We start from the raw sequence: 16,097 nt of genomic DNA, 5'->3' as shown, positions 1-16,097 counted from the left end.
TTCTGAAGACGTCGTGATGGCCGCGGCCCGCCCGCCGCCGTGGGCGGGCGGACCGGGACGATCACATCTGGATGTCGGCGATCCCGGAGAGGAAGCTGTCCGAGACAACGTTCACGTCGGCATCGACATCGGTGTGGCTGATGTCGTTCGTCTCGCTGTTGAACGAGTCGGTCGCGTCGAACGAGCTGGACAGCTGGTTGAACGAGTCGTCCACGTGCAGGTGCGTCGAGTCGTTCGTGTACTGCGAGTTGTCGGTGTAGTCGTTGTTGGAACCGATGGTCGTGTCGATCGTCGTCGTGTTGCCGAGGTTCACGTCACCGCCCCACGCCGAAATGTTCTCCGACCCGTCGACGTCCTCGTGGATCGAGATGTCGTCGCCCGCCGCCAGGGAGCCCGCGCCGGAGGCGACCACCGCATCCGGGCTGGAGTAGATGAACGACGGGCCGAAGGAGTGCACGTCTGCGTTCACGGACTGGTCCACCACTGTGGCCGATCCCGCCGCCGCGCCGCTCTCTGCCGCAGCACCCGATCCGTCGCCGCTGCCGAGGTTGTACGAGCGGTTGCCCACGTTGACCGAATGGTCGTCGGTGCGCGTCACGTCGAGCGTGTTGCCCGAGTCGACGTTGGACGTGAACTCGTGCGAGTTGTACGAGCCGTTGGTCGAGTTGTCGGTCGAGCTGTCCGTGTTGCCGGAGAACCAGGCGTTCGCACTCGTGTTGCCCGAGTGGTCGTTGCCGACGTCGCTCACCGCGGCCTGGATGTTGGCGGTGTTCGTCGTGTTGTTGGTCGTGTTGAACGAGTCGCGCGCCTTGGCGTTGAGCGAGTCGTCGAAGTTGAGAACCATGAGAGTGACCCCATCCCGGGACCTTCCGCCCCGACGTCGTGACTGTTGGCTTCAAAGTACGAGCGGCCGGGAGCCACCACATCGGGGATGACTACGGGTCTCGGCGGGGAGCCGCGCGGGTATCGGGGGGCGCAACCCCCTTCTCGTTAGGGGCCCTGCTCACGAGGGCCCTGCTCACGAGGGCCCTGCTCACGCGGGCACGCGGGTCAATATCCTGGAAGCGTGCAGGAGCATCCCTCGGTCGTCCTCAAGAACAGCGGTCTGCGCGCCGTGATCGAGCCCGACCGCTGGGTCCCGGGCTCCTATCAGCTCGTCGTCGACGGCACGCCCCAGTCGCACGTCGACCTGGACGACCCCACCCGGCTGTTCTTCGAGTACGTGCAGCGCATGGGGAATGTGATCGACCTGCTCCGCGAGCCGGGCGAGCCCATCACGGCCGTGCACCTGGGCGCCGGCGCCATGACGCTGCCTCGGTACATCGCGGCCACCCGTCCGGGGTCCAGGCAGCAGGTCATCGAGCTGGAGAGCGAGCTCGTCGACCTCGTGCGCGACCAGCTGCCACTGCCGAAATCCGCCCAGATCAGGGTGCGTCACGGGGATGCCCGCGAGGTCGTGCGCAAACTGCCCGCCGGTCTTCGCGGAACCGTCGACCTGCTCATCGTCGACATCTTCAGCGGAGCCCGCACCCCTGCACACGTCACGAGCGTGGAGTTCTACCGGGAAGCTGCGGCGGTTCTCAAGCCCGACGGCGTCGTGCTCGTGAACGTGGCCGACGGACCGCCGCTGTCGTTCGCGCGTGGCCAGGCCGCGACGCTCGGGACGGTCGTCGAGCACGTGGCCGCGCTCGCGGAGACCCAGGTGCTGAAGGGCAAGCGGTTCGGCAACATCGTGCTCGTCGGTTCGAACGCCGCGCTCCCGCTGGACTGGCTGCCGCGGCTGCTGGCGAGCGGGCCGCATCCTGCCAAGGCCGTAGCGGGCGCCGAGCTCGACCAGTTCGTGGCGGGAGCCGCAGTGGTCACGGATGCGACGGCCGTCGCCTCTCCACTGCCGGGACGCAGCGTGTTCCAGCTTCGCGGCTGAGCCGCGCCGCCACTGCAGACGCCGCCGGTTGAGGCAGACACCGCAGGTTGAGCTTGTCGAAACCACCCCCGAGCCGGGTTGCGACAGGCTCAACCCTCGGGAGGGGCCGGGTTTCGACAGGCTCAACCCTCGGTGCGGGTCAGGCGGGGATGCCTCGGGCGTGTCGGAAGCGCACGCGCTGGCCCGGCCGCAGCTGCGCGAACAGGTCGAGGTCGGCATCCGCGACGACGGCGATGACGGGGTATCCACCGGTCACGGGAGCGTCGGCAAGCAGCACGGTGGGCTGTCCGGATGGCGGTACCTGGATGGCGCCGGGCACCATCGGCTCGCTCGGCAACTCGGCGGGCAGCGCGTGATCATCCGATCGCTCGAGTGCCTCGCCCGCGCTAGAGCGCAACCGGGCGCCGACCCGGTTCGACTCCGGCGTCAGCTCCCAGCCCGTGTCGTAGAACCGGTCGATGGATGCCGGCGAGAACCAGTCCTGCCGCGGGCCGGCCACGACGTGCACGTCCACCTCGTCCTGCGGCGGCGGCCACACGGTGAGCGCATCCACGGCGGGTATCTCGCGCGAGGCCGCGCCGCCGAGCACGATCGGGTCGCCGTCCGACAGCGGCGGCCGCCCGATGCCCGCGCCGATGTCCGTCGAAGCCGATCCGAGTTCCCTGGCAACGGCGACCCCGCCCCGCAGCGCCACGACGTAGCGCACGCCTCGCTCGGCGTATCCCAACCGCAGCACGTCTCCGGCGGACGCTCGCACCGCAACATCCGGTTCGATCGGATGTCCGTTCAGGCTCAGCGCGCCCCTCGCGCCGGTCACCGCGAACCAGGTGGCCTGCTCGAAGCGCAGCGCGGCCTGCAAGAGCACTTCGAGTCCCGCGGCCCCCTCGTCGTTTCCGACCAGCCGGTTGCCGAGCGTCAACGCCGCGCGGTCCAGCACGCCCGACCTACCCGCTCCGATCGACGCCCCGCCCGGACGGCCGAGGTCTTCGACGAGCAGAAGCGGTCCGGACTTCAGCACGGTGATGGCAGCGGACCCGGGTCCGTCCGAGGAGGACGCCTGGGCGGGCTGCGACTCGGCGGAGTCGGTGCGCGGTTCGGTCGCCAGCGCGTCAACGGCACGGAAGCGCACGGTGGCTCCCGGCGTCAGCAGCGCGGGGCGCGAGTCGCGGGGACGCCAGAGCGGGGCATCCGTTCGTCCGATCAGCTGCCAGCCGCCCGGCCCGCGCCGCGGATAGGCGCCGCTGAAAGCGCCGGCCAGACCGACCGAGCCGGCGGGCACCTCCGTGCGGGGGCTGGACCTTCTCGGCACGTCGAACCAGTCGTCGTCGGTGACGAGATAGCCGAAGCCGGGTGCGAAGCCGTTGAACGCCACCCGCCACGTCGCCGCCGTATGGCGTGAGACGAGCTCCCCCGTCGACACGCCCACCAGCGCGGCCACACCGTCGAGGTCTGGACCGTCGTAGACCACGTCGATGGCGATGGCGTCGGCGCCGTTCGCAGGGTGACCAGGGGGCCCGGCGTCCTGCTCGTCCCCCGACCCCGATCCCCGCGCGGATGCGCTGCGCTCCATCGCCCGCTCGAGCCACGTGCGTGCGGCATCCGCCGACTTTCTGGGGGGATCGAACAACACCGCGACCGTGCGCGCGGCGGGAACGAGGTCGTCGATTCCTTCGGTGCGCTCCGACTCCAGTACCGAATGCAGGGCGAGAGCCGACTCGAGATCGGGCACATCGACAATCAGCGCCCTGTCTCCCAGCCGGTGGATCGTTGCGGCGGCCGCAGTGCTCACGCGAACGCCTCGATGCGGATGCCCTCCTCGGAGAGCGCCTCCCGCACGGCGATGGCCATGGCGACGGCATCCTCGCTGTCCCCGTGCACGCACAGCGATGCCGCGTCGAGCTCGATCGTCTCGCCGTCGATGGTCTGCACGACGCCGTCCGATGCCATCCCGACGGCCCGCCGGCCGATCTCGTCGCCCGCGGCGAGCACGGCTCCTGCCCGGTCCCTGGGCACGAGAGAGCCGTCGGCGAGATACGCCCTGTCGATGAACGCCTCGCGCACGAAGCGCACTCCCCGTTCGGCGCACGCCCGCTCGATGGCGCTGTGCGGGAGGCCGAGCACAGGCAGGTCGGCGGGGAAGGATGCGACGGCATCCGCCACGGCTGTCGCCTGCTGTTCGTCGGTCGCGATGCGGTTGTAGAGCGCACCGTGCGGCTTGACGTACCGCACGTCGGCGCCGACGGATGCCGCGACTCCGGCGAGCGCGCTCAGCTGGTAGAGCACGTCTGCATGCAGCTCGGAAGGTGCGACATCGATGAAACGGCGGCCGAAGCCGGCGAGGTCGCGGTACGAGACGTGCGCGCCGATCGTGACTCCGCGGTCGCGCGCCGCCCGGCAGGTGGCGATCATGGTCGCGGGGTCGCCACCGTGGAACCCGCACGCCACGTTCGCGCTCGAGACGATGTCGAGCATGGCCTCGTCGTCGCCCATCGTCCAGGCACCGAAAGACTCGCCGAGGTCGCAGTTGAGGTCGATCGCGCGCATCCCTTTCATTGTGCCCGCCTCCTTGTGCAAGTGGGCAACACTGCAAGTGGGCGACACGAGCTCCACGATCGCCGCCGGCATGCACGCCCCGCTCTTGCCTCCTCGCCCGAGGGTGCGCAGAGTGGAAAGGACGTGGGGAGGCCGGCGATGCGCGGCAGGCGACGGGCACGGGTCGCGAGAGCGACCTCGATAGCCCTCTGCCTTCTCGTCGCGCTTACCGCATGCACGGGAGTGCCCACCGCACCGGGACCGGCCGCCCCCACTCACACCGCCGGAACCGGCACGCCGTCGACCTCGGCCGGCTCGGCCGGCGACGTTGCGCTCGCGCCCACCGGGACACCGAAGACCGTGCTCGATCACCTGCACGCCCCGTGGTCCGTCGTGCTGCTGGCCGACAGCTCCGCGCTGATCGACGACCGCGACAGCGGCCGCGTCATCGAGCGCACACGGGACGGCGCGACGCATCCGGTGGGAGCCGTTCCCGGCGTCGTGCACTCCGGTGAAGGCGGGCTGCTCGGACTGGCGGTGCAGTCGGCGCAGTCGCCCCACTATCTGTATGCGTATCTGACCGCAGCGAAGGACAACCGCGTCGTGCGGATGCCGCTGTCCGGCGCGCCAGGACACAGGACGCTCGGCGCGCCGCAGCCGCTCGTCACCGGCATCCCGAAGGGCGTCTTCCACAACGGCGGCCGCCTCGCGTTCGGACCGGACGGCATGCTGTACATCACCACCGGAGACGGCACGCAGACGTCGAACGCGCAGAACCTGAAGTCACTCGGCGGCAAGATCCTGCGGGTGACGCCGACGGGTGACGTGCCGAAGGACAACCCGTTCCCGGGATCGCCCGTCTACTCCTACGGCCACCGCAATCCGCAGGGCCTCGCCTGGGATTCGACGGGCAGGCTGTGGGCGAGCGAGTTCGGGCAGGACACCTGGGACGAGCTGAACATCATCCGCCCAGGCGCCGACTACGGCTGGCCGGTCGTCGAAGGCATCGCCCACGATCACCGCTTCGTCGATCCGGTCGTGCAGTGGCACACCGACGAGGCGAGCCCGAGCGGAATCGCCATCGTCGGCGACACCATCTTCATGGCCGCGCTGCGCGGCGAGCGGCTCTGGGTGATCCATCCCTCGCCCGACGGGCATGCCGTGCAAACGAAGGCGTACTACGACGGCGAATACGGCCGCCTTCGGCTGGTCGTCGCCGCAGGGCGCGACACGCTGTGGGTCGTGACCAACAACACGGACGGGCGCGGGTCGCCGAAGCCGGGCGACGATCGCATCCTTCAGGTGAGGATCGGCCCCGTCTCCTGACGACCCCGGGACCGGGCGACAGTCGTCCTGCCGCCGAAGTCGCGGACGCCCGTGGAGCCCGCGGCATCCGCACCGTATTCGCGGTACCCGTTCGGCTCCCGTGTCGAGGAGCGCGCCGCCGTGTGACGGGGCACGTGAGCGCGCGACGCGATGCCACGTCCGCCCGCTCCGTCCCAACGGGTCCCGACGGCACCTGCCGCCTTGAAAGCTCACGACACGTCAGAAGCTGGGGAGTCCTCAGGACCCCATGACCTGGTGGAGGAGCCTGCTGAAGTCGTCGGGCCCGACGCTGATGTCGCCCATGTACGGGTGATCCATGTCGGCCGTGACGAAGATGACCAGCCCGATGAACACAGCGAGCATCCCCGCCATGACCAGGTGGATACGCAGGCTCTTGACGTCGACGCAGGCCAGCAGCACCGCGTTCACCGCGGCACCGACCCAGATCAGCGCCCACAGCAGCGTGGGAAGGCCCAGTGACGTCACGTTGATCCTGGTGCGCCGCGCCGTGACGAACTCGTTGTACTGCTGCACCGTCGCGGTGTACAGACCCGAGGTCTGCGCGGACGGCCGATAGTGCAGCAGCATGTGCTGGAAGTTCAGCAGGGTGACGGAGCTGTCCGCCGGGGCGATCCCGGCATGCTGAAGCGGCCAGTCCTCGGTGATCACGGCGCGGGTGTACGCGCGCAGCGCCTCCTGCAGCGACACCGCGTCGGTGGCGGGGAAGCCCGAGACATCGCGGTAGACCGCACCCAGGGCTGAGGACTCCTGCAGCACATCGGTGTGTACGGCGTCGTAGTTCTGGTACGCCGCGACGGCGACGAGCGCAAGGAAGATGCCGAAGAACACCCCGAACGTGCCGATCGAGTATCCGAGCACGCGGTCCCATTCCTTGGGCTGTGTCGCCACGCTGCGCACCCAGGGCCGCAGCGCCAGCACGAGCGCCAGGGAGCCCGCGACGAAACCGATCAGGAAGATCGGAAGGCTCACGTACAAGGGCGCCGAGTAGAACCACGACATGGCCACACCCTAATGTCGAGAATCGCTCGGGAACAGGCGCCGGTGCGGATGCCCGCGCCCTGCGTCCTCCGGCGGTCGCGCGGAAGCGGGATGCACAGGACCGTCGTGTGCACCGGTATCCGTCGGTCCCGCTGGTTAATCTCGATACGTGGCTGATTTGGTGAGGGTGCGCAGATGGGCAGAAGCGCTCATCGTGATGCACCTCGACGCGGATGCCTGGACCTTCGGCTTCGACAACGCCAAGACCCGCGGCGGACAGTGCAACCACACCACGAAACGCATCACGGTCTCTCGGCACCTGGCGTCGCGTTTCGATGACGACGAGATCCATCAGGTTCTGCTGCACGAGGTGGCGCATGCCATCGCCGGCCCTGCCGCCGGCCACGGTCCGACCTGGCGCAGCATCGCCCGCGAGCTGGGGTACGTGGGCGAGCGCACGCTCGACAAGCCCGTGGCCCAAGACCTCGCACCGTGGGTCGGCTCGTGCCTGCGGGGACACCTGCACTACCGCTACCGCAAGCCGACGAAGACGATGTCATGCGCCAAGTGCTCCCGGCGCTTCTCACGCGAGTACTTGATCGTGTGGGAGAGACGAGCGGTGCGCTGAGCCGGCAGCAGCGCGCGTCCAGCGGGCTCGGCGTTAGCGAGCGCAGTGCGGCGCGATGCAAAGCGAACCCGCGCGGCGCGACATGATGGGTGCTGCGGAAAGCGGAACGGGTGAACCACGACACATGACACTGACGACATCGCAGCATGCGCAGGCGGCGGACGACGACGCGTCCTCGTTCGTTACGCCACGCACTTCGCAGAGCCCCACCCCGCAGGCCTCCCCGTCGTCGTCCACCTCACAGGCGAGACTCGGCGAGACGGGCCAGTGGTTCCACACACCGGAGGGCGTCGACTGGTGGTTCGACTCCGGATGCCTGTGCCTCGACTTCGCGTACACGGGCGGAATGCCCGAGCCGGGCGAAGGCGACCGCATCCCGAACCAGCCGTGGGAACTGCTGCGCACGCCTGCCGACCTGACCGAATGGCTGCACGACCGCTTCCCGGCGATCGATGCCGCGTGCGCCGACCACGAGCTGCGTGACGCGTTGACGCTGCGGGAGGCGATCGCCGGGCTCGCCTCGGCGGCGTTGAACGGGCATCCGTACGCCCGCCGTGACGTCGACATGGTGAATCTGTACGCGTCGACACCCGATCTGCCTCCCGCGCTGGCCGGCGGCAGCATGCAGGCCGGACGCACGAGGCCGAGAGCCACCCAGGCGCTGTCGGCGATCGCGCGCGGCGCCGTCGCGGTGTTCGGATCCGACGAGGTGCGGGAGCGCATCCGCTCGTGCGGTGCCGAGGACTGCCCTCTGGTCTACCTGGATGTGTCGCGCAGCAGGAACCGCCGCTGGTGCTCGATGCAGCGCTGCGGCAACCGCGCGAAGGTGCGGGCTCACCGCGCGCGACGCGCGTCGCACACCGCCTGACCTGGCCGACGTCGGCGGCGCGTGGCAGAGTCGCACCATGGTGAGCGTCGGCGTGATCTTCAGCCCGTACCCGTATCCACCCGAGGACCTCGTCGACGCGGCCCGGGCGGCCGAGCGCGCCGGGGTGTCCGAGCTCTGGCTCTGGGAGGACTGCTTCCGCGAGTCCGCGTTCGCGTCCGTCTCCGCTGCGCTCGCCGTCACGTCCCGGCTGCGGGTGGGCATCGGAATCGCGCCCATGCCGTTGCGCAACGTCGCGGCCACGGCCATGGAGATCGCCACGCTCGCGCGCATGTTCCCCGGCAGGACGCTGCCCGGCGTCGGCCATGGAGTGCAGTCGTGGATGTCGCAGGTCGGCGCCCGCGTCGCCTCGCCCCTCACCCTGATGCGCGAATACGTGCCGGCTCTGCGTTCCCTGCTCACGGGCGAATCGGTCACCGTCGAGGGCAGATACGTGAGCCTCGATGCCGTACGGCTGGACTGGCCGCCTTCGGATGTCCCGCTCGTCTACGCGGCCGCCGAGGGCCCGAAGACCCTGTTCACCGCAGGTGCCGTCGCCGACGGCGTCGTGCTAGACAGCAGGCACACCGTCGCCGAGCTCGCGACGGCCATCGCCCGCGTCCGAAGCGGGCGGAACGAGGCCGGGCTCGAAGGCGAGCCCGACATCGTCGCGTACGCTGCCGCCGCCTTCGGACCGGACGGCCTGGACCGGGTCGCGGCGCAATGGGACGGCGACGTTCCCTCAGACATCGCTCAGCGCGCCATCACGGGCACTGTCGAGCAGGTCGCCGACGGCGTGCGGCAACTGGCGGACGCGGGTGTGCACCACGTCGTGCTGCTGCCGCCTCGCACGGAGCCCGACCTCGTCGGCTACTTCGAGCAGGTCGCCGAGGTGACCAGGCTGGTCGGCTGACCGGTCGTCACTCGACGACCTGAACCTCTTTCCAGAACGCCACGTAGTCGCTGAAGTCCTTGCCGACCCGCTCGAATGCCGTCGGGTACGGGGTCGGGTAGCTCCACGCGCGATCCTGCAGGCGCTGGCCGTCCACGTTGATCGTGAAGTATTGGCACTCGCCCTTCCACGGGCAGGTGTACGGCGTCGGGCTCGTCTCGAGCAGTTCCGCCTTCACGCTCGACGGTGGAAAGTACCAGTTGCCCTCGATCTTGATGAGGTCCTCGACGGGTGCCTCTGCGATCACGGTCTCGTTCACGACGGCTTTCACGACGTGTCCCTTCTTCTATGTGAGGATGTCGGCGGCTCGGTCTTCGGCGCGCTCGTCCGGGGCGGATGCGCACGCACCGGCCGTCCCCTCGCCCGAGGCAACACGCGCAGCCGGCATGCCATTCCCCGTCGCCGACGCGGGCCGCCCGACCCACCGTGCGACGCACCACCGCCACACGTCGACAGCGCCCCGGTCGCCGATAGGCTGTGCTCGCCCCGGGCGCATCCGTAGCCCGGCATCAATCGCACTCGGCACGACGGAGACCTCGATGACAGCAACCGGCACGCCGGACGAGCAGGTCGCGCCGAAGCGGCGCGCACGCCAAGGGCTCGTGGCAGGGCTGATCGGTGGCGGCGCTCTGCTCGTGGCTCTCATCGTCGCCGGTGCCGTGTTGGCGTGGGTCGAGACAGCGTCGCACACGCCGCAGGCGGCCGCGAAGCCCTATCTCGACGCCCTCGTGAAGGGCGATGTGGCGAAGGCGGTCAAGGTCGGCGGCATCGACACTCGCAGCCCACTGGTCACCCAGAGCGTCTACTCGAAGACGACAGATCGCATCACGGGATACTCGGTCCGGCCGGGCACCACGTCGGCAGACGAGGCCACCGTGACCGTGCGCTACGTGCAGGGCGCGAACCGCAATGTCGAGGTGCTGCGCCTGAAGAAGGCGGGCACCGATCTGCTCTTCTTCACCCGCTGGAGGCTCGAGCCGGTGGCGCTGCCCACGGTGCGGATCGCGGTCGGCGGCCCGTCGGCGGACGTCACCGTGAACGGATCGCCCGTCGCGGTGGCACGCGACGGCGTGGCCGAGCTTCAGGCTCTGCCTGGACGCTACGAGGTGAGCGTGCCTGCGACGGCGAGCCTGACCGGCGACGACCGTAGCGCGACCGTCACCCGCCTGCAGTCGTCGGGCGGCGTTCCCGCCGACGCAGTGTCGCTCTCTCGCAGGTTCACGAAGGCCGGCACGCAGGCGGCGAACGATGCCGTGAACGCGTGGGTCGCCGGCTGCATCGCACAGCCGACCATCCAGCCCGACGGGTGCAGCTTCGGCCTCGCCGACGACTATCCGGACCTGCACCTGGCGAACCAGAAGTGGACGCTTGCTGCGGCTCCGGAGTTCGAGATCGGGCCATGGGACGGCCGCGGCTGGCCCGTGGTCACGAGCGTTCCCGGTGCCGCGACGTTCCTCGCCGACTTCTCCGGCGACGACGGCAGCTCGGGAACGCTCTACTCCGACGCGCCCGTTCCAGTGGACGTCGAAGGCGAGATCACGGGATTCGGCAAGGACGGCACCGCGACGTTCCAGTCGATCGACTGGTCGGGCAAGGCGGCACAGGCGTCGGCCTGAGTCCCGCCGCGGATGCAGTTCGGCCAGGCATGCGGTTCCGCAGGGCGTGCAGCACCGCCGCGGATGCAGGGCGCGTGCCGACGCCGGGCCGCGTGACCGAGCCAGGTGTCGGTGATGCGTCACCGCATGGCGGCGACGCGCTCCGCAACTTCGTGCGCCGAGGCATCCACGTAGACGCCGTCGACCAGAACCGGAACCGTGGTGGAGACGTCCGTCTGATAGGCGACCGCGATGTCGTCGCCCTGCCGCTCGTTCAGCAGTTCGCCGCCCGACACCGACGCGGTGAACATGTGCCGGATGCCGCGTTCCAGCCCCGTGTACGCGGCGCACGCCGCGGCGGCCTCAGGCGAGCAGGCATCCACGCCGACCTTTCCGAGCGCGTCGATCACGGCACCGGCTGTCAGCAGGTCCTCGACGGCGAATCGGACCGTCTCGTCGGTGCGCGTCTCACCGGCCGCGACGATGGCGACCATCGCGCGACGACCGATGCGCTGCTGGTAGTCGAAGATCCACCTGGCCACGGCGGTGCGGTTGCGCAGGCTCGCCGCGAGTACGGGAACGCCGTGCGTGGCGGCGAGCGCGGTCAGCCGGGATCCGTTCAACGACGGCACGACCGCTCGAGACGCACCGAAGTCGGCAACGTTCTGCTCGGTCATGCTCGACGGCGAGAGGGAGACGCCGGGGTCGCCGCGCCGGCCCGCGAGTCGGGCGTCGGAGAACTCACCGGCCGCCGCCGCGACCTCGGCTTCGTGCCGCAGGCCCTCGTACGGCTGCACCTCGAGGCCGAGTGCCACGCCCATTTCGACCGTGGTGGTGAACGAGATCGCGTCGATCACGACGATCACTCCCGCTCCGTGCGCGATGCTTCGCAGGCCCTCACGACCCCAGTCGAACCGCACCTCGTAGCGCTGCTGGGTGGGCTGGTCGGGGCTGAGCGGCATCTTCACTCGGCCATGGTATCGACGCGGATCCGGTCGCGAACTCAGGATGCCGACGGCGTCCGCACCAGCGTCAGCCGCTGCGTCGGCCTCGTCATGGCCACGTACAGGGCGGATGCGCCACGCGGCGACTCGGACACGAGAGCATCCGGGTCGGCGATCACGACGGCATCAAACTCGAGACCCTTCGCATCCTGTGCGGTGAGCACGACGATGGGCTTGACGAGACCGGGGGCGCCGCGACCGGCATCCGTGCCGTAGCACCGCTCGACCGCATCGGCCACGACGCCCACGACGGCAGCCGGCGCGATCACGGCCACCGAGCCGGTGTCGTCGATGCCGCGATCGTGCCCGACAGCATCCACCGTCGCCGAGGCGAGCTCATCGGACGTTCCGCCGGCGAACACCTCTCGCACGGGCCAGTCGCCCTCGCGCACGGCACGCGCCGGTGTGATCGGCAACCCCTTCGAGCGTGCGAACGACTCGGCTTCGCGGGCGATCTGCGCCGGCGTGCGGTAGTTCACGGTGAGCTGCTCGAGCCGCCAGTGGTTCCTGAAGAACGGCCCGACGGCATCCGCCCACGACCGGCCGCCGCTCGCCGACGACGACTGCGCGATGTCGCCCACGATCGTGAACGACTTCATGGGGCACCTGCGCACCAGAAGACGCCACTGCATGGGGCTCAGCTCCTGCGCCTCGTCGACCACGACGTGCCCGTACGCCCAGGTGCGGTCGGATGCCGCCCGCTCGGCCGTGGTGAGCCCGTCGCCCTGCGCAACGGCCTGGTCCACCAGCTGCTCCGCTGTGACGAACGACTCGGCTCCGGCGTCGGCGATCGCGGCGCGCGCCATGCGCAGGTCGCGCTTGCGCTGCTCCTTGGATGCCTGCCGCTCGGCCTGGTCGCGCACGTCCGCCGACTCGCCCAGCACCTCCGCAGCCTCGTCGAGAAGCGGGATGTCGCTGATCGTGAAGGCGGAGTCGCGACTGCGGCGCAGCAGAGCCCGCTTCTCCTCGCTCCATCGCGGTGTGAGCTCGGCCAGCCACTGCGGTCTGGCGTACAGATCGGCGAGCAGCTTCTGCGGTGTGAGCGGCAGCCACGCCGTGTTCAGCAGGACGCGCGCGTCGTAGCTGGTGCGCACATCCTCGCGCAGCACGGCGAGATCCTCCTCGTCGAGCGTCTGCCCCCTGGCGCGGAGCTGCTCGGCGAGCCGCGCCGTCAGCGCGGTGAGCGCGTGCTTGACGAACGTGACGCGCGCCACATTGTGCGGCTTGCCCGTACGCTGCGCGCGCCGCAGCGCATCGGCGATGAGGTCGGGCTCGACCACGATCCGCTCGTTGTCGACCTCGATCACGGTGGCCTCGGCCGGCACCTTCTGCCTGGCCTCGACGGCGCGATGCAGCAGGTTCACCATCTGCTTGGAGCCCTTGAGCTGGGCCGTGGCGGGCGGGTCATCCGTGTCGGCCGAAACGCCGGGAAAGAGCTCGCCCAGGCTCTGCATGACCACGCCCGTCTCACCCAGCGACGGCAGCACTTCCTCGATATAAGTGAGAAACGCGCGCGTGGGGCCCACCACGAGCACGCCGGATGACTCCAGCTTCTGCCGATGCGCGTACAGCAGGTAGGCGGCGCGGTGCAGAGCGACGGCCGTCTTGCCCGTGCCCGGTCCGCCCTGCACCACGAGCGCGTCGCGCAGCTCGGAACGGATGATGCGGTCCTGCTCCGCCTGGATCGTGGCCACGATGTCGTTCATGCGGCCGGTGCGCTGCGCCATGAGCGCCGCCATCAGCGCTGCATCCCCAGACACCTCGTCGGGGCGGGTTCCTGGCTGTTCCAGGAGGCGCGAGTCGAACACCTCGTCGTCCACCCTCAGCACGTGGCGGTCGCGCATCGTCAGCCTGCGCCGGGCGGCGACGCCGAGCGGGTTCGCCGCCGTCGCCTGATAGAACGCGCTCGCCTGAGGGGCGCGCCAGTCCAGCAGCACGGTGTGCTCGTCGTCGTCGCGCAGTCCGATGCGGCCGACGTAGCGAAGCCGGGGGTCGCGCAACGGGTCGTCCGCGTCTCTCCCGGTGTCGTCGCCCTCCAGCTGCAGGCGGCCGAACACCAGTCGCGGCTCGACATCGCGCAGCTGCAGGATGCGATCCTCGTAGAGCCTGGCGTACGCATCCCGCTCGCCCCGCGCTTGATGCGTGCCACCGCCGCTCTGCCGTCGAACGGCGGCGAGCCGCTGCACGGTGTCGTCGCGCAGCGCGTCGAGCCTGGCGTACAGGTCAGCCACGACGCGGCGTTCCCGAGCGAGTTCCGATTCGTGCACACGTACCCCCGGGTTCTACGTCGGACCGTCTATTTTAGGGTCCTCACCCCGAGCGGTGCGGTCCAAGCACCAGCCGGTATCCGCTACCGCGGGTCGAGTTACCGCATGGTCCGGGCGCATGGCCCGCAACTGATAGGCTGGTGGCTCTTGCGTTCCCGATGCCGGGAATGCCTGCGTCGTCAGAGCGCATCAGCTCGCGAGGCCGTCGCCGCATCATCTCAGCGGACACCCTCGCTTCGATTCCTTCTCACGGCGAACGGATGCGCCGACCGGCGCCTTCGCCACACTTCCCGTCGTGCCTGGCACGACGTCTGCCCGAAAGGCACCCCCATGACTTCCTTCTCCGACCTCGGCGTGCCCGCGCCGCTCGTCGCCGCTCTCGAGCGCGACGGCAAGCGCGAGGCGTTCCCCATCCAGGCCGACACCCTGCCCGACACGCTCGCCGGCCGCGACGTGCTCGGCAGAGGCAAGACCGGCTCTGGCAAGACCATCGCCTTCGCCCTGCCGATCGCCGCCCGTCTGGGCACCTCGCTCTCCGGCGGCAAGCGCAGGGCAGGGCATCCTCTCGCCCTCGTGCTTGCCCCGACCCGTGAGCTGGCGACGCAGATCGCCACGGCACTCGAACCGCTGGCTGCCGCGTACCGGCTCACCACGACCACCGTCTTCGGCGGAGTCAGCCAGAAGCGCCAGGTGGATGCGCTGCGTGCCGGCGTCGACATCCTCGTCGCCTGCCCCGGGCGCTTGGAAGACCTGATGCAGCAAGGCTTCGTCTCGCTCGACGCCGTCGAGATCACGGTGCTCGACGAGGCCGACCACATGGCCGACCTCGGATTCCTGCCTGTGGTCACGCGCATCCTCGGCAAGACTCCCGACTCGGGTCAGCGGCTGCTGTTCTCGGCGACGCTGGACAACGGCGTCGACAAGCTCGTCAAGCGATTCCTGCACTCCCCCGTGCTGCACTCCGTTGACGACGAGACCAGCCATGTGGACCGCATGACGCACCACGTGTTCGAGGTGGACACGCTCGAGTCCAAGAGCGACCTGGTGCAGGCGCTCGCGTCGGGCAAGGGCCGCAGCATCCTCTTCATGCGTACGAAGCACCATGCGAAGCGACTGGCCAAGAAGCTGACGGAATCGGGCATCCCGGCCGTCGATCTGCACGGCAACCTCTCCCAGCCCCAGCGTGACCGCAACCTCGCCGCGTTCGGCGATGGCAGCGTTCGCGTGCTCGTGGCGACGGATGTCGCGGCGCGCGGCGTGCACGTCGACGACGTCGAGCTCGTGGTGCACGTCGACCCGCCGGCCGAGCACAAGGCCTACCTGCACCGCTCGGGCCGCACGGCGCGCGCCGGCGCCACAGGCGACGTCGTGACCATCACGCTGCCCTCGCAGAAGGACGACCTTCGGGTGATTCTGCGCAAGGCCGCCATCGCGGCGACGCCTCGCTCGGTGACGGCGACGTCTCCCGAGGTCATGCAGCTCGTGGGCGAGGTCGCTCCGTACGTCGCGCCTGCTCCGAAGACCGCGCAGAGCGGCGGGCGTGGCAACGGTGCTGGCGGCCGCAGCGGTCGCCGCGCCGAAGGCTCGACCGGCCATGCGCGTGGTCGGAACGCATCCGGCAGGAGCGACAGCTCCCGCCGTGCGGATGCGAGCCGCAACCCTGAGGAGCGCAGCGGCAGCCAAGTGCGGGGGTCGCAGACCCGCGCCGGCCGTGACGGCGGTTCCGACCGTCGTTCCTCGAACGTGGACGGCATGCGCGGAACGAATGCCAGGTCGAACAAGCGCACGAGCGCCGACTCCGCGTCGCACCGCGGAGGTCAGGCGGCGCGCGGCGGCGCCGGTCGTTCCATCAGGGTCGGCGATGTCGTGAGGCCGAACGCAGGAACCTCGCGCGGACGCGGCCCTCGTCGCTCGCAGGGCTGACGCGGTCCAGCACACACGAGGCGACGGCCGCCGCACCACCACGGTGCGACGGCCGTTTCCTGGTTGATCTCCAACCGGATCT

General features: G+C 69.9%; 14 protein-coding genes. 7 read left to right on the top strand and 7 right to left on the bottom strand.

Going from position 1 to position 16,097, the window contains the following annotated elements; genetic code table 11:
• Positions 1-61 precede the first annotated feature (61 nt).
• Positions 62-844: a hypothetical protein gene (locus VHB92_RS05110; protein ID WP_325452064.1), complete on the bottom strand. Its 783-nt coding sequence runs from the start codon at positions 842-844 to the stop codon at positions 62-64.
• Positions 845-1,066: 222 nt separating this feature from the next.
• On the opposite strand from VHB92_RS05110, the gene VHB92_RS05105 reads away from it, so the two are divergent.
• Positions 1,067-1,924 (top strand): fused MFS/spermidine synthase, encoded by an 858-nt coding sequence (locus VHB92_RS05105; protein WP_325452062.1) that lies wholly within the window; start codon positions 1,067-1,069, stop codon positions 1,922-1,924.
• A gap of 139 nt (positions 1,925-2,063) precedes the next feature.
• Here VHB92_RS05105 and VHB92_RS05100 read toward each other — a convergent pair whose 3' ends face one another.
• Together VHB92_RS05100 and VHB92_RS05095 are read right to left on the bottom strand one after the other, a co-directional pair.
• The gene (locus VHB92_RS05100; RefSeq protein WP_325452060.1) at positions 2,064-3,713 is read right to left on the bottom strand and encodes a 5-oxoprolinase/urea amidolyase family protein; all 1,650 of its coding nucleotides are present in this window, start codon (positions 3,711-3,713) and stop codon (positions 2,064-2,066) included.
• A complete protein-coding gene (locus tag VHB92_RS05095) occupies positions 3,710-4,468 on the bottom strand; it encodes a 5-oxoprolinase subunit PxpA (RefSeq protein ID WP_325452058.1) in 759 nt (252 codons plus the stop codon). Before VHB92_RS05095 ends, VHB92_RS05100 begins: the two co-directional genes overlap by 4 nt.
• A 231-nt stretch (positions 4,469-4,699) precedes the next feature.
• Between VHB92_RS05095 and VHB92_RS05090 the strand changes: the two genes are divergently transcribed.
• Positions 4,700-5,782: a PQQ-dependent sugar dehydrogenase gene (locus tag VHB92_RS05090; RefSeq protein ID WP_325452056.1), complete on the top strand. Its 1,083-nt coding sequence runs from the start codon at positions 4,700-4,702 to the stop codon at positions 5,780-5,782.
• 237 nt (positions 5,783-6,019) lie between these two features.
• On the opposite strand, the gene VHB92_RS05085 is transcribed toward VHB92_RS05090, so the two are convergent.
• Positions 6,020-6,802, bottom strand: coding sequence for a hypothetical protein (locus tag VHB92_RS05085; RefSeq protein ID WP_325452054.1), 783 nt, complete (start codon positions 6,800-6,802; stop codon positions 6,020-6,022).
• A 148-nt stretch (positions 6,803-6,950) separates the two neighbouring features.
• Here VHB92_RS05085 and VHB92_RS05080 point away from each other — a divergent pair, with 148 nt between their 5' ends.
• From VHB92_RS05080 to VHB92_RS05070, 3 genes are all read left to right on the top strand, one after another.
• Complete coding sequence (locus tag VHB92_RS05080) at positions 6,951-7,409, top strand: SprT-like domain-containing protein (protein WP_325452052.1); 459 nt, start codon at positions 6,951-6,953, stop codon at positions 7,407-7,409.
• A 124-nt stretch (positions 7,410-7,533) separates the two neighbouring features.
• Positions 7,534-8,277, top strand: coding sequence for a CGNR zinc finger domain-containing protein (locus tag VHB92_RS05075; protein WP_325452050.1), 744 nt, complete (start codon positions 7,534-7,536; stop codon positions 8,275-8,277).
• Positions 8,278-8,314: 37 nt separating this feature from the next.
• A complete protein-coding gene (locus VHB92_RS05070) occupies positions 8,315-9,187 on the top strand; it encodes an LLM class flavin-dependent oxidoreductase (protein ID WP_325452047.1) in 873 nt (290 codons plus the stop codon).
• A gap of 7 nt (positions 9,188-9,194) precedes the next feature.
• Here VHB92_RS05070 and VHB92_RS05065 read toward each other — a convergent pair whose 3' ends face one another.
• Positions 9,195-9,497 carry a DUF427 domain-containing protein gene (locus tag VHB92_RS05065; RefSeq protein WP_325452043.1) on the bottom strand — a complete coding sequence of 101 codons (303 nt, stop codon included), beginning with the start codon at positions 9,495-9,497 and terminating at the stop codon, positions 9,195-9,197.
• Between the two features lie 268 nt (positions 9,498-9,765).
• Between VHB92_RS05065 and VHB92_RS05060 the strand changes: the two genes are divergently transcribed.
• A complete protein-coding gene (locus VHB92_RS05060) occupies positions 9,766-10,842 on the top strand; it encodes a hypothetical protein (RefSeq protein ID WP_325452041.1) in 1,077 nt (358 codons plus the stop codon).
• Between the two features lie 119 nt (positions 10,843-10,961).
• On the opposite strand, the gene VHB92_RS05055 is transcribed toward VHB92_RS05060, so the two are convergent.
• Both VHB92_RS05055 and VHB92_RS05050 read right to left on the bottom strand, forming a co-directional pair.
• Positions 10,962-11,783 carry a 2-phosphosulfolactate phosphatase gene (locus VHB92_RS05055; RefSeq protein WP_325452109.1) on the bottom strand — a complete coding sequence of 274 codons (822 nt, stop codon included), beginning with the start codon at positions 11,781-11,783 and terminating at the stop codon, positions 10,962-10,964.
• 41 nt (positions 11,784-11,824) lie between these two features.
• Positions 11,825-14,056, bottom strand: coding sequence for a HelD family protein (locus VHB92_RS05050; RefSeq protein WP_325452039.1), 2,232 nt, complete (start codon positions 14,054-14,056; stop codon positions 11,825-11,827).
• Between the two features lie 366 nt (positions 14,057-14,422).
• On the opposite strand from VHB92_RS05050, the gene VHB92_RS05045 reads away from it, so the two are divergent.
• Positions 14,423-16,015, top strand: coding sequence for a DEAD/DEAH box helicase (locus tag VHB92_RS05045; RefSeq protein ID WP_325452037.1), 1,593 nt, complete (start codon positions 14,423-14,425; stop codon positions 16,013-16,015).
• Positions 16,016-16,097 lie beyond the last annotated feature (82 nt).

The sequence above is a fragment of the Humibacter sp. genome (assembly GCF_035547335.1).
In the GTDB taxonomy this organism is placed as follows: Bacteria; Actinomycetota; Actinomycetes; order Actinomycetales; family Microbacteriaceae; genus Humibacter.
Note: the sequence above shows the minus strand (reverse complement) of the source record. Positions and strands in the feature narration are given on the sequence as shown.